16 protein-coding genes and 1 tRNA gene are annotated in these 18505 nt (G+C 42.8%); 8 read left to right on the forward strand and 9 right to left on the reverse strand.

Features of this window, described 5'->3' with window-relative positions:
• Nucleotides 1-43: 43 nt before the first annotated feature.
• From leuC to atpD, 7 genes are all read right to left on the reverse strand, one after another.
• Nucleotides 44-1474: a 3-isopropylmalate dehydratase large subunit gene (gene leuC, locus HH214_RS14020; RefSeq protein WP_169608642.1), complete on the reverse strand. Its 1431-nt coding sequence runs from the start codon at nt 1472-1474 to the stop codon at nt 44-46.
• 112 nt (nt 1475-1586) lie between these two features.
• Nucleotides 1587-2651, reverse strand: coding sequence for a ketol-acid reductoisomerase (gene ilvC / locus HH214_RS14025; RefSeq protein ID WP_169608643.1), 1065 nt, complete (start codon nt 2649-2651; stop codon nt 1587-1589).
• 104 nt (nt 2652-2755) lie between these two features.
• Nucleotides 2756-3370 (reverse strand): acetolactate synthase small subunit, encoded by a 615-nt coding sequence (gene ilvN, locus HH214_RS14030; protein WP_169608644.1) that lies wholly within the window; start codon nt 3368-3370, stop codon nt 2756-2758.
• Nucleotides 3371-3411: 41 nt separating this feature from the next.
• Nucleotides 3412-5151 (reverse strand): biosynthetic-type acetolactate synthase large subunit, encoded by a 1740-nt coding sequence (ilvB, locus tag HH214_RS14035; protein WP_169608645.1) that lies wholly within the window; start codon nt 5149-5151, stop codon nt 3412-3414.
• A gap of 94 nt (nt 5152-5245) precedes the next feature.
• Nucleotides 5246-6955, reverse strand: a complete 1710-nt coding sequence (gene ilvD / locus HH214_RS14040; protein ID WP_169608646.1) for a dihydroxy-acid dehydratase — start codon at nt 6953-6955, stop codon at nt 5246-5248.
• A 435-nt stretch (nt 6956-7390) separates the two neighbouring features.
• The gene (gene atpC, locus HH214_RS14045) at nt 7391-7639 is read right to left on the reverse strand and encodes an ATP synthase F1 subunit epsilon (RefSeq protein WP_169608647.1); all 249 of its coding nucleotides are present in this window, start codon (nt 7637-7639) and stop codon (nt 7391-7393) included.
• 86 nt (nt 7640-7725) lie between these two features.
• Entirely contained in the window at nt 7726-9231 is a 1506-nt protein-coding gene (atpD, locus tag HH214_RS14050; protein ID WP_169608649.1) for a F0F1 ATP synthase subunit beta, read from the reverse strand.
• Nucleotides 9232-9442: 211 nt separating this feature from the next.
• On the opposite strand from atpD, the gene HH214_RS14055 reads away from it, so the two are divergent.
• The gene (locus HH214_RS14055; RefSeq protein ID WP_169608650.1) at nt 9443-10675 is read left to right on the forward strand and encodes an OmpP1/FadL family transporter; all 1233 of its coding nucleotides are present in this window, start codon (nt 9443-9445) and stop codon (nt 10673-10675) included.
• Between the two features lie 21 nt (nt 10676-10696).
• Nucleotides 10697-12046, forward strand: a complete 1350-nt coding sequence (locus HH214_RS14060; RefSeq protein WP_169608652.1) for an SGNH/GDSL hydrolase family protein — start codon at nt 10697-10699, stop codon at nt 12044-12046.
• A 106-nt stretch (nt 12047-12152) separates the two neighbouring features.
• Here HH214_RS14060 and HH214_RS14065 read toward each other — a convergent pair whose 3' ends face one another.
• Together HH214_RS14065 and HH214_RS14070 are read right to left on the reverse strand one after the other, a co-directional pair.
• Complete coding sequence (locus HH214_RS14065; protein WP_169608655.1) at nt 12153-13133, reverse strand: NAD(P)H-quinone oxidoreductase; 981 nt, start codon at nt 13131-13133, stop codon at nt 12153-12155.
• Between the two features lie 39 nt (nt 13134-13172).
• On the reverse strand, nt 13173-14357 hold the full coding sequence (locus tag HH214_RS14070) for a carboxypeptidase-like regulatory domain-containing protein (protein ID WP_169608657.1): 1185 nt from the start codon (nt 14355-14357) through the stop codon (nt 13173-13175).
• A gap of 85 nt (nt 14358-14442) precedes the next feature.
• Between HH214_RS14070 and HH214_RS14075 the strand changes: the two genes are divergently transcribed.
• The 6 genes from HH214_RS14075 (at nt 14443) to HH214_RS14100 (ending at nt 18229) form a co-directional block, all read left to right on the forward strand.
• On the forward strand, nt 14443-14904 hold the full coding sequence (locus HH214_RS14075) for a redoxin domain-containing protein (RefSeq protein ID WP_169608659.1): 462 nt from the start codon (nt 14443-14445) through the stop codon (nt 14902-14904).
• A 106-nt stretch (nt 14905-15010) separates the two neighbouring features.
• Nucleotides 15011-15084: transfer RNA gene (locus HH214_RS14080), tRNA-Arg, on the forward strand.
• A 66-nt stretch (nt 15085-15150) separates the two neighbouring features.
• Complete coding sequence (locus HH214_RS14085; protein ID WP_169608661.1) at nt 15151-15723, forward strand: adenylate kinase; 573 nt, start codon at nt 15151-15153, stop codon at nt 15721-15723.
• Between the two features lie 60 nt (nt 15724-15783).
• Nucleotides 15784-16137: a four helix bundle protein gene (locus tag HH214_RS14090; RefSeq protein WP_169608663.1), complete on the forward strand. Its 354-nt coding sequence runs from the start codon at nt 15784-15786 to the stop codon at nt 16135-16137.
• Nucleotides 16138-16229: 92 nt separating this feature from the next.
• On the forward strand, nt 16230-17228 hold the full coding sequence (gene obgE, locus HH214_RS14095) for a GTPase ObgE (RefSeq protein WP_169608665.1): 999 nt from the start codon (nt 16230-16232) through the stop codon (nt 17226-17228).
• A 65-nt stretch (nt 17229-17293) separates the two neighbouring features.
• Nucleotides 17294-18229 carry a carbon-nitrogen hydrolase family protein gene (locus HH214_RS14100; protein ID WP_169608667.1) on the forward strand — a complete coding sequence of 312 codons (936 nt, stop codon included), beginning with the start codon at nt 17294-17296 and terminating at the stop codon, nt 18227-18229.
• The last annotated feature ends 276 nt before the right edge of the window (nt 18230-18505 follow it).

Consider the following 18505-nt stretch of genomic DNA (forward strand, 5'->3'; position numbering starts at 1 on the left):
TTTCCAAATCAGGTTTTCCTTTGTAAATGAATTTGATATTCTGTTAATTACCTAATTCAGCAAATTCAGATTCAGAAATTAATAGTTCTCTCACATCCGTAACTCTCCCCGTAATGGCTGCCGCAGCGGCAGTAAGTGGACTAGTTAGGAATGTGCGTGAGTTAGGGCCTTGACGTCCTTCAAAATTTCGGTTGGAGGTAGATACACAGTATTTACCGGCTGGTATTTTATCTTCATTCATACCTAAACAGGCGCTGCAACCCGGTTCACGCAGTGGAAAGCCGGCGGCTTCAAATACTTTGTCTAAACCTTCGGCTATAGCCTGCAACTGTACTTGTTTAGAACCAGGAACTACCCATACGGTTACATTATCGGCCTTGTGTTTGCCTTTGATAAAATCAGCCACCTGGCGTAAATCTTCAATACGTGAGTTGGTGCAACTGCCGATGAATACATAGTCAATAGGTTTACCTAATAAGCTTTCATCATCATGCAGTCCCATGTAGTTTAAGGCTTTGCTGTAAGATGCTTGCTCTTTAAAATCAAAGCTGCTGGTTTCGGGTACATGTTGTGTAATGCCGATGCCCATACCTGGGTTGGTACCATAGGTAATCATCGGTTCAATATCTTCGGCCTTAAAGTTTAGTACTTGGTCAAACTCAGCATCTTCATCAGAGTACAGTGTTTTCCAGTAAGCCAAGGCTTTGTTCCACTCTTCGCCTTTAGGGGCAAATCGGCGGTCTTTTACGTAGTTGAACGTAGTTTCATCAGGAGCAATTAAACCACCACGAGCACCCATTTCAATGCTCATGTTACAGATAGTCATGCGGCCTTCCATGCTCAGAGAACGAATGGTATCGCCGGCATATTCCACAAAGTAGCCGGTACCACCAGCTGCAGAGATTTGTGAAATGATGTATAAGATGATATCCTTAGCACCTACGCCTTTTTGCAACTTACCGTTTACCTCAATTTTCATGCGTTTAGGGCGTTGCTGTAGTAAGCATTGGGTAGCCAGTACTTGTTCTACCTGCGAAGTACCTATACCAAATGCAATAGCGCCAAAAGCCCCGTGTGTAGAAGTATGGCTATCGCCACAAACATAAGTACAACCCGGACGGGTAATACCCAGCTCGGGGCCAATAACGTGTACAATGCCTTGGTATTGATGGCCTAAGCCAAATAGTTCAATACCAAACTCTGCACAGTTTTTGGTTAACATATCTACCTGATAGCGTGAAAGCTCTTCGCGGATGGGTAAGTGCTGATCCCAGGTAGGTACATTATGATCGGCCGTAGCTACGGTTTGCTGCGGACGAAAAACAGGCAACCCGCGTTCACGCAAACCATCAAAAGCCTGCGGACTGGTTACCTCGTGAATAAAGTGTGTATCAATATATAAAATGTCAGGAAAGCCTTCCTTGCTGCTCACTACGTGAGCATCCCAAATCTTATCAAACAGTGTTTTTCCCATGATTTTTAGTTGCGTGTTTCGGGTGTTGAGTTGCGGGAAATATTGTAAAATCTTTAATGATTTATCAAGTGCTAAGCACTCGCTTCCCGCAACTCAAACCTCAGTGCTAACTTTAGCTAAATGTTTCTACTTCCTGGTTTTCCGGACGTAGGCTACGTACAGTTTTACCGGCTTGCCATAGTTCGCTTTCACGAAGTTCTTTCAGTTCGGCATTCAATTTTTCGCGGTAATCAGGCTGGCTGTTGCTATCAATAGAACGTTGTGATTCTTTACCGTTAGCTACACTTTCGTATAATTCTTCAAATACAGGTTTGGTCGCATCACGGAATTTTTTCCACCAATCCAATGCACCGCGTTGTGCTGTGGTTGAACAATTGGCGTACATCCAATCCATACCGTTTTCGGCAACCAGTGGCATTAATGATTGCGTTAACTCTTCTACCGTTTCATTAAACGCCTCAGATGGGGTATGACCTTTGCTGCGCAATACATCGTACTGTGCGGCAAAAATACCTTGAATACAGCCCATCAGGGTACCGCGTTCGCCGGTTAAGTCGCTATATACTTCTTTTTTGAAATCAGTTTCAAACAGGTAACCGCTACCTACTGCAATGCCTAAAGCAATTACCCGATCCCATGCTTTGCCAGTTGCATCCTGGAAGATAGCAAAGCTGGAGTTTAAGCCACGGCCTTGTAAAAACATACGACGCAGTGAAGTACCTGAACCTTTTGGTGCAACTAAAAACACGTCCACATCTTGAGGCGGAACAATGCCGGTTTGCTCATTAAAGGTGATACCGAAACCGTGTGAAAAGTACAGGGCTTTGCCCGGAGTTAAATGTTTTTGTACAGTTGGCCACAATTCAATTTGAGCGGCATCACTAAGCAGGTAGCAAATAATAGTTCCTTTTTCTAACGCTTCTTCAATCTCGAATAAAGTTTCACCGGGTACAAAACCATCACTTATGGCTTTATCCCAAGTTTTAGAGTTTTTACGCTGACCTACAATTACATTAATACCATTGTCTTTCTGGTTTAGCGCCTGACCTGGGCCTTGTACACCGTAGCCAATTACTGCTACTACTTCGTCCTTTAATACTTCTTGTGCTTTAGATAACGGAAACTCGTCGCGGGTTACTACATTCTCTTCTGTGCCGCCAAAATTTAGTTGTGCCATTTCTTTATGGTTGATTATTTAGTTATTAGTTGTTTCATTTAGTCTGATAAACCCCAGCCCCGTTAGGTAGGCAGTTGGTATATCAGCTTGCTCTTTTACTTAATTTACATGGTAAATACCTTGTCACGCTGGTTGAGGTATTCGTTTTCACTTACCTCTTCGCCGGGTTCGCGTTGTTCAAACTCGCGTAGTTTGGCATTGAAGCCTTCGCTGTCTTTGATAATCGCTATGCGAGCACTGCGTACAAATTCAATCAGGCCATAAGGCTGTAAAACCTTAATCAGATTTTCGGTTTCTTCACGGTGACCAGTGGTTTCAAACACGATGTAATCTTTACGAATTACTACGGCACGGGCGCCATTTTCACGCAGTAAGCGTTCAACCGGGGCTTTTTCAGCAATCATATCTGCAGGTACTTTGTACAAAGCCATTTCCTGCCAGATAATGTCAGTATTGGTATGGAAATACACTTTCAAGACCTCCACCTGCTTTTCAATTTGGCGGGCCAGCTTGCGCACTACATCTTCTGTTTCGTTGATAACGATGGTAAACCTATGTATGCTATCAATTTCGGAAGGCGAGGTGTTAAGGCTATCAATATTAATTTTACGCCGGGTAAAGATAATAGCAATTCTATTCAGTAAACCAATTTGGTTTTCGGTATAAACTGTAATCGTGAATTCCTGCTTACCTTCCGGTAATATATCCTGACTGCTCATGGTGTTCTGTTGGTTAAATCTTCTTTATAAAAAAATGAAGCTTATTTTAATCTAATTTCGCTAACACTGCATCCTTGTGGTACCATTGGGAAAACGTTGTTCTCTTTGGTTACCATTACTTCCAGCAGGAAGGAGCCGGGATTGCTCAACATTTCTTTTAAGGAGCTTTGCAAATCTTCACGCTCGGTAACAGTTTTACCTGCAATACCATAACCTTTAGCTACCTGTACAAAATCAGGACTTTGAATATCTACAAACGAGTACCGGCGTTCGTTAAATAACTCTTGCCATTGCCGAACCATGCCTAAAAAGCGGTTGTTCAGGATAAGTATTTTCACATCAACGCCGCTTTGCATAATGGTGCCTAGTTCTTGTATGGTCATCTGGAAACCACCATCGCCAATTACGGCTACTACGGTGCGTTGCTGTGCGCCAAATTTGGCGCCTATGGCAGCCGGCAGGGCAAAACCCATAGTACCTAAACCACCACTGGTAATATTGCTGCGGGTATGGTTGAATTTAGCATAACGGCAACCCACCATTTGGTGTTGGCCCACATCGGTTACTACAATAGCATCGCCATCGGTTAACTGATTTAGCTGGTCAATTACTTCGCCCATAGTCATCTCGCCGGTTTGCGGGTGCAATTCAGCATCAATCAAGGCTTCATTCTCCTGGCGGGCATAATCATTGAATTTTTCCAGCCATTCGGTATGCTGTTTTTCTTCAATCAGTTGGGTAAGCAGCGGCAGGGTTTCTTTACAATCACCCCAAACTGCTACATGGGTTTGTACGTTTTTGTCAATCTCGGCCGGGTCAATATCCAGGTGAATCACTTTAGCCTGCTTGGCGTATTTATCTAAGCGGCCAGTTACGCGGTCGTCAAAACGCATACCGATGGCAATCAGCACATCACACTCGTTGGTTAAAACGTTAGGGCCGTAGTTACCGTGCATGCCCAGCATACCTACGTTTTGTGGATGATCGGTAGGAATGGCGCCTACACCCATAATAGTCCAGGCAGCCGGAATGCCACTCTTTTTCAGAAAAGCCGTAAACTCTTTTTCGGCTTTACCTAAAATTACGCCCTGACCCCATAAAATGAACGGTTTTTTAGCTTCGTTAATTACCTGAGCCGCTTGTTCAATAAACTTGGGCCGTATAATAGGTTTAGGCCGATAGCTGCGAATATGATGGCAAGGTGTATAACCTTTGAAGGCAAATTTTTGTATCTGAGCATTTTTAGTAATATCGATCAGCACAGGACCTGGGCGACCGCTACGGGCAATATAAAAAGCTTTGGCAATTACCTCAGGTATTTCGGTAGCATCAGTTATTTGATAGTTCCACTTAGTTACTGGTGTGGTAATGTTAATTACATCGGTTTCCTGGAAAGCATCCGTACCCAACAAGTGCGCAAACACTTGGCCGGTAATACATACTAGTGGTGTACTGTCAATTTGTGCATCGGCTAGGCCAGTTACCAAGTTGGTAGCACCAGGACCACTGGTAGCAAACACAACACCTACTTTGCCTGATGAACGGGCATAACCCTGACCAGCGTGAATACCGCCTTGCTCATGACGTACCAGTATGTGGTTCAGCTTTTCTTTATAATCATACAAAGCATCATAAATAGGCATAATGGCACCGCCCGGATAACCGAATATAGTGCTCACACCTTCAATAATCAGTGCTTCTAATAAAGCGGCCGAACCTGAAAGCTCAATAGCCTGTTGTTCTTCAGGGGCAGTTAGTACTTCTTGTTGGGTGGCTTCCATATTATTTAGAGTTGTCAGTAGTTAGTTGGAATGGATAATCTAAATGTTTGGTAATGTGAATTCATTCACCAATCACCATTGTTTATTCACTATGTTAATCTTCATCAGTAACGCAGCCTTCGCTGGCATCTTTTACGCTTTTGAAATATTTATATAAAAGACCTTTAGTTACCGGCGGCTGAGGCTGTTGCCATTCGCTACGACGCTGGGCAAGTTCTTCATCGCTGATTTTTAAATCCATAGTGTTATTAACCGCGTCAATAACAATCAGGTCATCATCTTTTACCAGTGCTAAATTGCCGCCTTCCCAAGCTTCGGGCGTGATATGGCCTACCACAAAGCCGTGGGTACCACCCGAAAAGCGACCGTCGGTAATTAATGCTACCGAACTGCCCAAACCAGCGCCAAATATGGCCGAAGTAGGTTTTAGCATTTCAGGCATACCAGGAGCACCTTTAGGACCTACATGGGTAATTACAACGACATCACCAGGACGCACGCGACCACTTTGGATGCCAGCTATTAAACTATGCTCGCCTTCAAACACGCGGGCTGGGCCTTCAAATCGCTCTCCTTCTTTGCCGGTAATTTTGGCTACACTGCCACGTTCGGCCAAGTTGCCATATAATATTTGTAAGTGTCCGGTTGCTTTAATGGCTTTCTCAACTGGAAGGATAACCTTTTGCGCATCAAAATTCAGATCAGGAACATCGGCCAGGTTCTCAGCTAATGTTTTACCGGTTACCGTTAAACAGTCGCCATGCAGCCAACCTTGTTTCAGCAGGTATTTCATTACAGCTGGAACGCCACCAACTTTATGTAAATCCTCCATCATGTACTTGCCGCTTGGTTTCATATTGGCCAATAGCGGAATGCGATTACTTACTGCCTGAAAATCATCTACGGTTAAAGGCACGTTTATGCTTTTAGCAATAGCAATTAAGTGCAGTACCGCATTGGTTGAACCACCCAGAACCATAATGGTTACAATGGCATTTTCAAAAGCCTCACGGGTCATAATGTCGGAAGGTTTGATATCTTTTTCCAGCAACTTCAATATAGCTTTGCCGGCAGCTCTGCATTCTGCCTGTTTGTCTTCGCTCAGGGCCGGGTTAGAAGAGGAGTAAGGCAAACTCATGCCCATAGCCTCAATAGCGGCTGCCATAGTGTTGGCTGTATAAGTACCCCCACAAGCGCCTGCACCCGGGCACGCATTTTTAACAATCTCTTTAAAGTCAATTTCGTCTATCTGCCCAGCAATCTTTTTACCCAGAGCTTCAAATGCTGATACAATGTTCAGGTCTTCGCCTTTATAATGGCCGGGTTTAATAGTACCACCATACACCATAATAGCCGGGCGATTTAAACGGCCCATCGCAATAAGCGAACCAGGCATATTTTTATCGCAACCAGGCAAGGTAATCAGGCCATCATAATATTGTGCACCACATACCGCTTCTATCGAGTCGGCAATTACATCACGACTTACTAATGAGTAACGCATACCATCAGTACCATTGCTCATGCCATCGCTTACGCCAATAGTATTAAATATCAAGCCTACCAAGCCTTCATCCCACACGCCTTGTTTTACTACCTTAGCTAAATCATTCAGGTGCATGTTGCAAGGGTTGCCATCATAACCCATACTGGCAATACCTACCTGTGCTTTTTTCATGTCCTCGTCGGTAAAGCCTATGCCGTACAACATAGCTTGTGCTGCCGGTTGGGTAGGGTCGGCAGTCAGGGTTTTACTATACCGGTTTAATTCTACAGCTTCAGTGGTGTCGGGTGTATAACTCATTGTTTAAGTATCAGCCTGTTTGTTAAAATTCTAATTTGTATCAGTGTCAATAAATTTTGCTGCTGGCATATGCCTGATAGTATAAAAACTGGAGCAGAAAACTATTGATATAGCGGAAAGGCTTAGGCTTGCAATTCGATATTTGTAAGGTAGAGAGATACCCGTGAAAACACAATAAGAAAAAGCTAATAGTTGTAAAAAGAATATAATTTTAAAATCATTATAATTTTAAAATTATATTCTAAAATAAATAAAATATAAAGCATAAAATTTTAACATGCTTATACCAAAGTTTAAATTGGTATTCAGTATGTAAGCTATGCATGCATAGCATTGTTGCTGCTTTTCTGCCTGAAAACAGGTTACGAGCAATAAGTAACAACAAAAAACGCCCGGCAAGCTGCCGAGCGTTTATATAAAATTAAGTAATGATGATTAACGGTGAGTGATGCCTTCGGCTAATACAATAACCTTATTGTTGTTGGCTTCTACTACGCCACCTTTAATCAAGAACACCTCATCTTTACCATTACCACGAACGGTAAGTTTACCATCTTCCAAAGTTGAAATAATGGCGGCGTGGTTGTTCAAAATCTCGAATGATCCCATGGTGCCGGGCAAGGTAATAGAGTTTACTTCACCTTCGTACACTTTTTTGTCGGGAGTAAGAATTTCTAAAGTCATAGTGGGTTAGGAGTTTTGAGTAGCGTGTTGCGGGCTATCAGCCTTTTAAATAACTGGTAACTCGCAACACATAACCCGCAATGTTTTTATGCGTTTGCTTCGGCTAAAATTTTCTTGCCTTTTTCAATAGCGTCTTCAATGTTACCTACCAGGTTAAAGGCAGCTTCAGGATATTCATCCACTTCGCCATCCATAATCATGTTAAAACCTTTGATAGTAGCTTTGATGTCAACCAGTACACCTTTTAATCCGGTAAATTGTTCGGCTACGTGGAATGGTTGCGATAAGAAACGTTGTACACGACGTGCACGAGATACCGTTAATTTATCTTCTTCAGATAACTCATCCATACCTAAAATAGCAATGATATCCTGTAACTCTTTATAACGTTGCAAAATTTCTTTTACACGTTGTGCAGTGTTATAGTGCTCATCACCCAAAATAGTTGGGCTCAAAATACGTGAAGTAGAATCCAGAGGGTCAACCGCAGGGTAGATACCTAACTCCGCAATTTTACGGGATAATACGGTAGTAGCATCTAAGTGAGCGAAGGTAGTTGCTGGCGCAGGGTCAGTCAAGTCATCGGCAGGTACATATACTGCTTGTACAGAAGTAATGGAACCGCGTTTGGTTGAAGTAATACGCTCTTGCATCACACCCATCTCGGTAGCTAAAGTTGGCTGGTAACCCACGGCTGATGGCATACGGCCTAACAGCGCTGATACTTCAGAACCAGCTTGAGTAAAGCGGAAAATGTTATCAATAAAGAACAGGATATCGCGGCCTTTGCCTTCAGCATCACCATCACGGAAATATTCAGCAATAGTTAGACCTGACAGGGCTACACGGGCACGGGCACCTGGCGGCTCGTTCATCTGACCGAACACAAAGGTTGCTTTAGAATCTCTCAGTTCTTCTTTATCTACAGCAGATAAATCCCAGCCACCTTCTTCCATAGAGTGCATGAATTTATCGCCATATTTGATAATGCCTGATTCCAGCATCTCGCGCAATAGGTCATTACCTTCACGGGTACGTTCACCAACACCGGCAAATACTGATAAACCAGAATATGCTTTAGCGATGTTGTTAATCAGTTCTTGAATTAATACGGTTTTGCCTACACCGGCACCACCAAACAAACCGATTTTACCACCTTTAGCATAAGGCTCTAACAGGTCAATTACTTTAATACCGGTAAATAATACTTCGGTTTCAGTAGATAAATCTTCAAATCTTGGAGGGTTGGCGTGAATCGGACGACCAGTAGTGGTATCTAAAGGCGCAATACCGTCAATAGCCTGACCTACCACGTTAAATACCCGACCTTTGATGTCATCGCCGATAGGCATACGGATAGGAGATTGCAGATCGATAACTGGCATGCCGCGCAGTAATCCGTCAGTTGAGTCCATAGCGATAGCACGTACGCGATCTTCACCTAAGTGCTGTTGAACTTCTAAAACAACTTTCTGTCCGTTACTTTTTGTAATTTCCAGCGCATCATAAATTCTGGGTAGATGTGCATCATCACTAAAGTTTACGTCAACTACCGGACCAATGATTTGTGAGATTTTTCCAATGTTTGGCATATATACCTTACGTAATATTTAATATGTTTCGATTAAAAATCAGATCAAATTGGCTTATGATAAGATTTCGGACTGCAAATTTACGTTTTATTACGAATATTTAATTGCTTAATTACAAGAAATTTAACTAAGCCAAATATCTGTGCGCCTGATGAATTTACTATCTTCGCAAACTTTTTTATAACCTAACATCGTATTAAAGCTGTATTTTATGAGAAAACTTTTACTGCTATTATTCATGGCTTCGCCATTTATGGTTTCTGCTCAGGGGTTTCAGGTTAACCTGGCCGGGCAAAAGCAAATTGGTATGGGCCATACCGGAACCGGGCTGGTGCAAGACGGAGCTGCTGTTTTTTTCAACCCTGGTGCTGTAGCTATGCTGCCGCAAAATTATGTGCAGGCTGGCACTAGTCCGCTGTTATTTAAATCTGTATTTAACGGTACAGGTACTACGAATGAGTATCGTACAGCCAACAAGATAGCTACGCCGTTTGAAGGTTATGCCGTGTACGGGCCTAAATCAGCTCCTTGGAAGGTAGGTTTGGGCGTTTATACACCCTTCGGTGGGTTAACGGATTGGGGTAGCAACTGGCAGGGTAAGTATGTATTGGAGAGCCTGAACCTGAAATCTATTTACTTTCAGCCTACGCTCAGCTATAAAATAACTAATTATTTGAGTATCGGAGCCGGCTTTGTTTACGACCGCGGTATTGTTGACCTAAAACGTGCTATCCCGCTGGCTGACGCTAATGGACAAGACGGGCAGGCTAAACTGAGCGGTAGTGGCCATGGCTATGGCTGGAATGCCGGTATCTTTTTAAAACCTTTGGAAAAGCTGAGCATAGGGGTATCTTACCGTTCAAAGGTAACTACTACCATCAGCAAAGGTGATGCTATATTTACAATACCATCTTCTTTGCAAGCTATGTTTCCGCAACCAAATACTTTTTATGCCAGCATTCCGCTACCGGCAACTACCTCTGTGGGTTTAGGTTATTATCCGAACAAGCAGTGGACTATTGCGGCAGATGCTAGCTTTGTGAACTGGAGTGTATATAAATCATTGGATTTTGATTACGCTAACAATACCTCTGTACTGGCTGATACCCATTCACCACGCGATTATAAAAATGCAGTAAGCCTGCGGGGTGGTGCCGAATATAAAGGAATTAATAACTTAAGTAAATGGGCTATTCGTGCAGGCGGTGGCTACACTTCGGCAGCAGCACAAGCTGGCTATGTAACCCCAGAAGTGCCTGATGCCAAACGCTACTATTTAACCGCCGGCTTAGGATATAAAGCGGCCAGCCACCTGGATATTGATTTTTCTTTTGAATACGAGCATTTATTCTCGCGCACCCAAACCAACATGGAATCCAATCTTTCGGGTACTTTTAAATCAAACGTTTATATACCCGGTATATCCTTAGCCTATCACTGGTAGTATTTCAAAAAACTTACGCGTATGAACAAGCTTAAACATATACTAATACTAACAGCCGGTATAGCCGGGCTGGCAGCCTGTAAGCCTGAAATTAAAACTCCGGCAGTTAGCAGGGGCTCGGCCGATTTTACCCGGTACATTGCTGTAGGTAACTCTTTAACCTCAGGCTATGCTGATGGTGGCTTATACCTGGAAGGGCAGTTAAACTCATTTCCTTCCATTATTGCCCAGCAAATGCAACAGGTAGGTGGCGGCGCTTTTGTGCAGCCTTTGTTTACCGAAGGGCAATCTAATGGTTCGGGTTATCTGAAGCTTACTGGCTTTAATAGCAGTGGCTTGCCCATATTAGACACCGTAAAAGATAAACTAGCCATTAGGGGTATAGTTTCTGTACCTACCAATGCTACAACCGCCATTAAGGTCACTACTTACACCAAGTACACGGGTGATATTAACAACTATGGTGTACCCGGTATTAAATTAACTACAGCGTTTTTGGCAGGCTATGGTAACTTGAATGGGTATTATGAACGCATGTTGCCTGGTGAGGCACCTAGTGCTAGCAACAGTACAGCGTATATTGATTTTGTTACCGCTAAGCCATTTACCTTCTTTTCTAACTTCTTGGGTAACAATGACGCTTTAAGCTATGCTACCAATGGTGGTGTGGGCGATGTGTTAACCGACAAGAATACTTTTGCTACATTGTATAATCAGGCTATAGCAAAGCTTACAGCTACTGGTGCCAAAGGTGTAGTAGCTACTATACCCGATGTAACTGCTATTCCTTACTTTAATGCGGTGACGCCAGCGGCTTTGCTGGCAGGTGTACAAAAATCGGCACCTACGGTTACCTCGCTTTTTGTAAATGCAAAAAGCAGTGCCGATGCAACCAGTACTACTTATGCGGTTAGAGAATTAACCAATAGCGATTATATGGTACTGACATTCCCGACCGCAAAGTTAGGTACGCTGGTATCAACACCTTATGGTAATTTACCTTACGGTTTAACGAAGTACACACCTATTGATAACCAATATGTGCTTGACCAGAATGAAGTAGCTATGACACAGGATTATGTTAACGCCTATAATACTACTATTAAAACTGTGGCGGCATCTAAAAGCTTAGCAGTGTGTGATATTTATAGCTTCTTTAATAGTATCAAGAAGAATGGTTTAACTGAAGATGGTATTTTCTTGAATGCCGGTTATATTACCGGTGGTTTGTTTTCGTTGGATGGTGTTCACTTAACGCCACGTGGCTATGCAGTGGTAGCTAACGAATTCATTAAAGCGATCAATACGCAGTATGGTTCTACTATACCTAAGGTGAGTGTGTCGCAATACCGCGCGGTTAAATTTCCATGATGAATAAGTAAAGTCCGTTAGTTAGGAAGTTGATAGGTCCGTAAGTTATTAGGTTTACGAGAATAGTTTAAAACAAAACTGTTTAACCTGTATTCAAACTACCGGACTAAAACTCCAATACAATTTTTCCCATGTGCTCGCTGCTTTCCATAAGCTGATGAGCCTGGGCAGCCTGATGGGCGGGAAAAACCTGGTGAATAACCGGTTTTATCCGCCCATTTTGCAATAAGGGCCACACCTGTTTTCGTAAAGCAGTTGCTATATCTGCTTTAAAAGCTACATGGCGTGCACGTAAGGTAGAGCCGGTAATTACCAAACGCTTGCGCATTACTACCGATAAATCAAGCTGCACATCTTTACCTTTCATGGTGTTAATCATTACTAAGCGGCCATCTTCGGCTAATGAGTTGATGTTACCCGACATGTAATCGCCGCCAATCATATCCAATATAACATTGACACCTTTACCTTGAGTAAGCTGTTCAATAACTTCTGCAAAGTTTTCTTGTTTATAGTTGATCGCCTTATCGGCACCTAGCTGTTCGCAAAAACGACATTTTTTATCGCTGCCGGCGGTTACGTACACCGGGCTGCCTAACGCTTTTGCCAGTTGTATAGCAGTTACTCCAATGCCGCTACTGCCACCATGTACCAGCAAGCTTTCACCGGGTTGTAAGTGGCCGCGTTGAAATACGTTGCTCCAAACTGTAAAAAAGGTTTCTGGGAGCGATGCTGCTTCAGCCATGGTCAAATTACCAGGTATGGGCAGGCATTGTCCTTCGGGTGCCGTGCAGTACTCAGCATAGCCGCCACCACTAATTAATGCGCAAACCCGGTCGCCCGGCTTCCACAAGGTCACACTGCTACCAATAGCTTCAACCACGCCGGCTACCTCCAATCCGGGTATGTCTTGAGGTGCACCCGGTGGAGGCGGATACACTCCTTTACGCTGAGCTACATCGGGTCGGTTAACACCGGCAGCTTCCACTTTAATAAGTACCTCATGAGGACGGGGTACAGGTTGGGGATGTTCCTGAAGCTGCAAAACTTCGGGACCGCCGGGCTGGGTTATTACAATGGCTTTCATGACTAACAATAACCCTTGGCTGTTACTTGTGTTTGCTATTTATTGGTTCAGATTACCTTTCGCAGATTTAAACTGTTCCAAGTGGCTAACGGCATTAGTTTCTTCATTGGTTCGTTGTATTACGGCATTCTTTTTCCAGAATGCAGCATCGTAGTTCGCCTTCATAAAACGGTCGCGGTCGGTTTGCAGGTGATTAATGGTTACCGGTTGTAACGTTTGCCTGTTGATAGTGGCATCTTGAGCTATTGCAAACAGTTTGGAAGTATAGTTAAGTTGTCTTAAGCCTATAAAGCCAGCTTTCAAGCTAGATTTCAAGTTGAATGTCTCATAATCGAGCACGCTGTTGCTATCGGCATCCAACTTATATTGTGAGGTTATTTTTACGTCTTTTACCTTGATATTGAAAGGGCCTGATGTCGTCATTTTAAAGTTTACTAATGAACCATCTGTTTTTAATACAGCATAGCTTTCAGTATCTACATAGTAATCACCTACAAATGCGGTGTGCTGATAGCCGTTGTCTTTTAATTCGCAACTAATAATAGCTATCTCGCGGTTGTTGGCTTTAAGGGTGCCTTTTAGTTTGAATTTATATAAGGAGTCTGGCTTACGATTTACCGGATAGGTAATCAGGCTATTACTTACATAGCCGTTACAGGCTAAGCTTAATGGGGCCATGTTGTTAAAGGTGACCGAGTAATCACCTTCTAGATAACGGGAGTTGGTGATATTATACTGCGTTAACGACCAATTTTGCCATTGTGCATCCATGAAGCTTTCTGAAAAGAATACAGGATCACCACCTTCATTAATCAGTTGCCTGAAAAAAGTTTTTAGGTAATAGCTATGTGTCGCATCTTTTTTGGCGCGTGCTGCTACTGCTTTCATGATAGTGAGTGCCGGGTTGCCTACGGTTACTTCCTGTAACTGTACGCTGAGGGGTTGTAAGGTTATACTTACAGGTTCTTCACTATTTATGGTAGCTTCAGCGCCTTTGTAGCTGATATGGCTGACGGTTACTGTAGCAGGCAAAGTTGCTGCATTGATCGAAAAGCTCCCTTGTTCGTTTGTGACAGTGCCTTGTGCCGTTCCTTTAACGCCTACCGATACAAACGCTACAGGTTGGCCGGTGCTGGCATCTTTTACAGTGCCTTGTATAACGTGTTGTGCATGGCTTAAGGTAAAACTTAAAAGCAGTATTAAGCAGGTAATAAGGTTTTTCATAATTAGGGGTTTGCAGTAAAAATAAGACAATAGACAAACAAAGTATCTAGGGCTATGCATTATTTTTGCCACCAAAAAAAATACAATGTCTGTACAAGTAGGCCAGCCGGCTCCTCAGTTTACTTTAGTAGCTTCCGATCTGAAAGAAGTATCATTAGCTGATTTTAAAGGTAAAAAAGTAATTATTCATTTTTTTCCGCTGGCTTTTACCGGCGTATGCACTACCCAGCTTTGCACCATGCGCGATAGCTTTGGCTTTTATGAAGGCTTAAACGCACAAATATTGGGTATATCAGTAGATTCTCCGTTCGTGTTGGCAAAGTTTAAAGAAGAAAATCAGTATCAATTTCCATTACTGTCTGATTTTAATAAAACGGTTTCAGCCAGCTTTGGTGCACTATACGATGAGTTTAAGTTTGGTTTGAAAGGTGTATCTAAACGTGCGGCCTTTGTAATTGATGAAGACCAGCAGATAATTTACGCTGAGGTTTTGGACTCGGCAGGTGATTTGCCTGATTTTGAGGCTATTCAGGAAAAAGTAAAATAAATTTGAAAAAATATTTGAATGGAATGCAGAATAATGATACTTTTGCATTCCATTTCGGAGGAAAAGTAAACGAAATAAGTTGAAAGTTTTTCCGAGGTGTCTTACCGGACTTGTAGCTTAATTGGATAGAGCATCTGACTACGGATCAGAAGGTTAGGGGTTCGACTCCCTTCAAGTCCACTTTTTTAATTATAAAGCCTTTCCGTATTATTGCAGAAAGGCTTTTTAAATTTAACACCATTAGGGATGCTCAACTTAGTATTATTTGGCCCGCCCGGGGCCGGTAAGGGTACACAATCACAAAAACTAATTGATAAATACAACCTCATCCACCTATCTACCGGTGATTTGCTGCGTTACGAAATTGCCCAAGGTACTGTTTTAGGTATACAAGCCAAACAGTTGATGGACCAGGGGATATTAGTACCTGATGAAGTGGTAATTGGCATGATTAGCAATAAACTGGATAGTAACCCTAATGCTAAAGGTTTTATTTTTGATGGCTTTCCGCGTACAGTAGCACAAGCTACAGCGTTAGATACCTTACTGCAAGGCAAGCAAACCAGTATATCAGGTATGATTGCTTTAGAAGTAGAAGATGCCGAGTTAGAACAGCGCTTGTTATTGCGCGGTAAAGATTCAGGTCGACCGGATGATGCTAACCCGGAAGTAATTCAAAAGCGTATTCGCGAGTATAATGAAAAAACCGCTCCGGTAGCCGAATACTACAAACAGCAAAGTAAATTTAAAAGCATTTATGGCATCGGCTCTATCGAGGAAATCTTCGGGAACTTATGTATAGTGATTGATCAGCTGTAGTTTAGAAAGTCCGTTAGTCCATAAGACCGAAAGACCGAAAGTACTAAGTTTATCACAGAGATGAGTTTTAAGTTTGAGCAGCTTTTGGTATGGCAGAAGGCCATAGACTTATCTGCCGATATCCACAACTTAACTAAATCCTTTCCGAAAGATGAGCTTTACGTTTTAACAAGTCAGATAAAAAGAGCGGCAGATTCTGTTGCTTTAAACATAGCAGAAGGCTCAACAGGGCAAACTAATGCGGAGTTCAATAAATTTTTGAGCTATGCATTACGCTCTAATATAGAAGTGGTAAGTTGTATATATTTAGCTCAAAAGAGAAAGTTAATCGTTCAACAGGATTTTGACAAGATATACAATCAATGTAAAGAGATTTTGCTCATGATTAACTCTTTAAGACATTCATTAAAATAACTATAAAGAATATTTACTTAATTTAGTAACTCACGAACTTCCTGACTCGCGGACTCACCCGACTCACGGACTTCCTAACTCATTACAATCTCATGTCTCAAGGCTCTAATTTTGTTGATTATGTAAAAATCTGCTGCCGTTCGGGTAAAGGCGGAGCAGGATCGGCGCATTTGCATCGTGATAAGCATACGGCAAAAGGCGGTCCTGATGGTGGAGATGGCGGACGTGGCGGCCACGTAATCGTAAAAGGTAACGCACAATTGTGGACTTTACTACATTTGAAGTACCGCAAGCACGTTATAGCCGGCGATGGTGACCGTGGCGGTAGCGCTTTGTGTACCGGTAAAACCGGTCGGGATGAAATTTTGGAAGTTCCGTTGGGTACTATTGCCAAAAATGCAGATACCGGTGAAGTGTTGTTTGAAATCACACAGGATGGTGAAACCAAAATCTTGACCGATGGTGGTCGTGGTGGCTTAGGTAACTGGCACTTTAAATCATCTACCCAGCAAACGCCACGTTTTGCTCAGCCCGGGGAACCTGGCCAGGAAGAATGGAATATACTGGAACTCAAATTATTGGCCGATGTAGGTCTGGTAGGCTTCCCGAATGCGGGTAAATCCACCTTATTATCAGTAGTATCGGCAGCTAAGCCCGAAATTGCGGATTATGCATTTACTACCATCGTGCCTAACTTGGGTATTGTAGCATATCGTGACAGTAAATCTTTCGTGATGGCTGACATTCCGGGTATTATTGAAGGGGCTTCACAGGGTAAAGGTTTGGGCTTTCGCTTTTTAAGGCACATTGAGCGTAACTCCGTATTGCTGTTTATGGTTCCGGCTGATACGAACCGCAGTATTACAGAGGAATATAGGATTTTACTGCACGAACTGGAAGAATATAATCCTGAACTGGTACATAAACCTCGTATATTGGCTATTACCAAGTCAGATTTGCTGGATGAGGAACTGAAACAAGAAATGAAGGCGGAACTACCAGCAGGCATACCCGCTGTGTTCATCTCAGCAGTAGCCCAGCAAGGTATAGATGCTTTGAAAGATTTATTGTGGAAAGAGATTAATCGCTAATATGGTTTATTAGGTTGTGTCTCCGACTTGTTCGGGTTATCACTGATAAAATATATCTTTATTTAATGAACTTTAAAAAAGTTAAAGTCGGCGTGGTGCAAGCTACGCCGATTTTGTTTGATATCGCCAAGACGGTTGATTTAGTTTGTGCTTGGATTGAAAAAGGCGCACAACAAGGTTGTGAATTGTTGTTGTTTCCTGAATCGTTTATTCCCTGTTATCCGCGTGGCTTAAGTTTTGAAGCCATTGTAGGGCGGCGTACCGATCGCAGCCGCGAAGTGTGGCTTGATTACTGGGTCAACAGCCTGGAAGTATCTTCCAATTATTTGAACATGATTAGTGAGGCTGTTCGTAAAGCGGGTATAATCGTGGCTTTAGGTGTAACCGAAAAAGAAAGTATAGGCGGCTCGTTGCATTGCAGTTTGCTGTACTTTGGGCCTGATGGTACTTTGTTAGGCAGGCATCGTAAGCTGAAACCTACAGGTTTGGAACGCTACATTTGGGGGGAAAGTGATGGTGCAACCTTAACGACGTTAGATACCAACCTAGGCAAAATAGGCGGACTAATTTGCTGGGAAAACTATATGCCGCTAGCTCGTATGGCCATGTACAGCAAAGGAGTAGAAATTTACTTAGCTCCAACAGCCGATTCGCGCCCTAGTTGGCAAGCTACTATGCAACATATCGCGCTGGAAGGTCGTTGCTTTGTGCTGGCTAGTAACCAATTTGTACAAAAATCTGATTACCCCGAACGGTACCAGGAAGAATTGGTTAATGAACCCGATATCATGAGTCCGGGTGGTAGTGTAATTATTTCGCCGATGGGTGAAGTATTGGCTGGTCCTTTATGGAACGAAGAGGGGCTACTTACCGCAGAGCTGGATTTCTCTATCTTAGCTAAAAGTAAATTGGACTTTGATTGCGTAGGTCATTATGCACGTCCGGATGTATTTGAATATAGTGTTAATAAACAGCCGGAAAGTATTAAAGTGAAGTTATAGCTATACGCTTTTTATACGAGATTTGTGCTTTAATGAAAGTTAGTCTGCTATAGCAGAAGGGGCTTAGTTACCTTTGTCTTAGTAGATCTATTATGTTCTTTGTCTTGATACAAAGAACCAAAAATCAAGTCTCTTTCTAAGCTTCTTCGCCGCACAAGGCCCAATCCTGCAAAGGCTGGCAGCACCGCAGGCTGTTTATCCTTTGCTCAGCTTACGCCGCGCACGTACCACCGCTTCATGCAAAGAATAAGAGGCCTTTTCCAACCGCACCATCCC

The sequence above is a fragment of the Mucilaginibacter robiniae genome (genome assembly GCF_012849215.1).
Taxonomy (GTDB): Bacteria; Bacteroidota; Bacteroidia; order Sphingobacteriales; family Sphingobacteriaceae; genus Mucilaginibacter; species Mucilaginibacter robiniae.

Bases quoted from the DNA above. Each gene is read 5' to 3' on its own strand.
- leuC (WP_169608642.1), bottom strand. From the start codon at position 1,474: ATGGGAAAAACACTGTTTGATAAGATTTGGGATGCTCACGTAGTGAGC.
- ilvC (WP_169608643.1), bottom strand. From the start codon at position 2,651: ATGGCACAACTAAATTTTGGCGGCACAGAAGAGAATGTAGTAACCCGC.
- ilvN (WP_169608644.1), bottom strand. From the start codon at position 3,370: ATGAGCAGTCAGGATATATTACCGGAAGGTAAGCAGGAATTCACGATT.
- ilvB (WP_169608645.1), bottom strand. From the start codon at position 5,151: ATGGAAGCCACCCAACAAGAAGTACTAACTGCCCCTGAAGAACAACAG.
- ilvD (WP_169608646.1), bottom strand. From the start codon at position 6,955: ATGAGTTATACACCCGACACCACTGAAGCTGTAGAATTAAACCGGTAT.
- atpC (WP_169608647.1), bottom strand. From the start codon at position 7,639: ATGACTTTAGAAATTCTTACTCCCGACAAAAAAGTGTACGAAGGTGAA.
- atpD (WP_169608649.1), bottom strand. From the start codon at position 9,231: ATGCCAAACATTGGAAAAATCTCACAAATCATTGGTCCGGTAGTTGAC.
- HH214_RS14055 (WP_169608650.1), top strand. From the start codon at position 9,443: ATGAGAAAACTTTTACTGCTATTATTCATGGCTTCGCCATTTATGGTT.
- HH214_RS14060 (WP_169608652.1), top strand. From the start codon at position 10,697: ATGAACAAGCTTAAACATATACTAATACTAACAGCCGGTATAGCCGGG.
- HH214_RS14065 (WP_169608655.1), bottom strand. From the start codon at position 13,133: ATGAAAGCCATTGTAATAACCCAGCCCGGCGGTCCCGAAGTTTTGCAG.
- HH214_RS14070 (WP_169608657.1), bottom strand. From the start codon at position 14,357: ATGAAAAACCTTATTACCTGCTTAATACTGCTTTTAAGTTTTACCTTA.
- HH214_RS14075 (WP_169608659.1), top strand. From the start codon at position 14,443: ATGTCTGTACAAGTAGGCCAGCCGGCTCCTCAGTTTACTTTAGTAGCT.
- HH214_RS14085 (WP_169608661.1), top strand. From the start codon at position 15,151: ATGCTCAACTTAGTATTATTTGGCCCGCCCGGGGCCGGTAAGGGTACA.
- HH214_RS14090 (WP_169608663.1), top strand. From the start codon at position 15,784: ATGAGTTTTAAGTTTGAGCAGCTTTTGGTATGGCAGAAGGCCATAGAC.
- obgE (WP_169608665.1), top strand. From the start codon at position 16,230: ATGTCTCAAGGCTCTAATTTTGTTGATTATGTAAAAATCTGCTGCCGT.
- HH214_RS14100 (WP_169608667.1), top strand. From the start codon at position 17,294: ATGAACTTTAAAAAAGTTAAAGTCGGCGTGGTGCAAGCTACGCCGATT.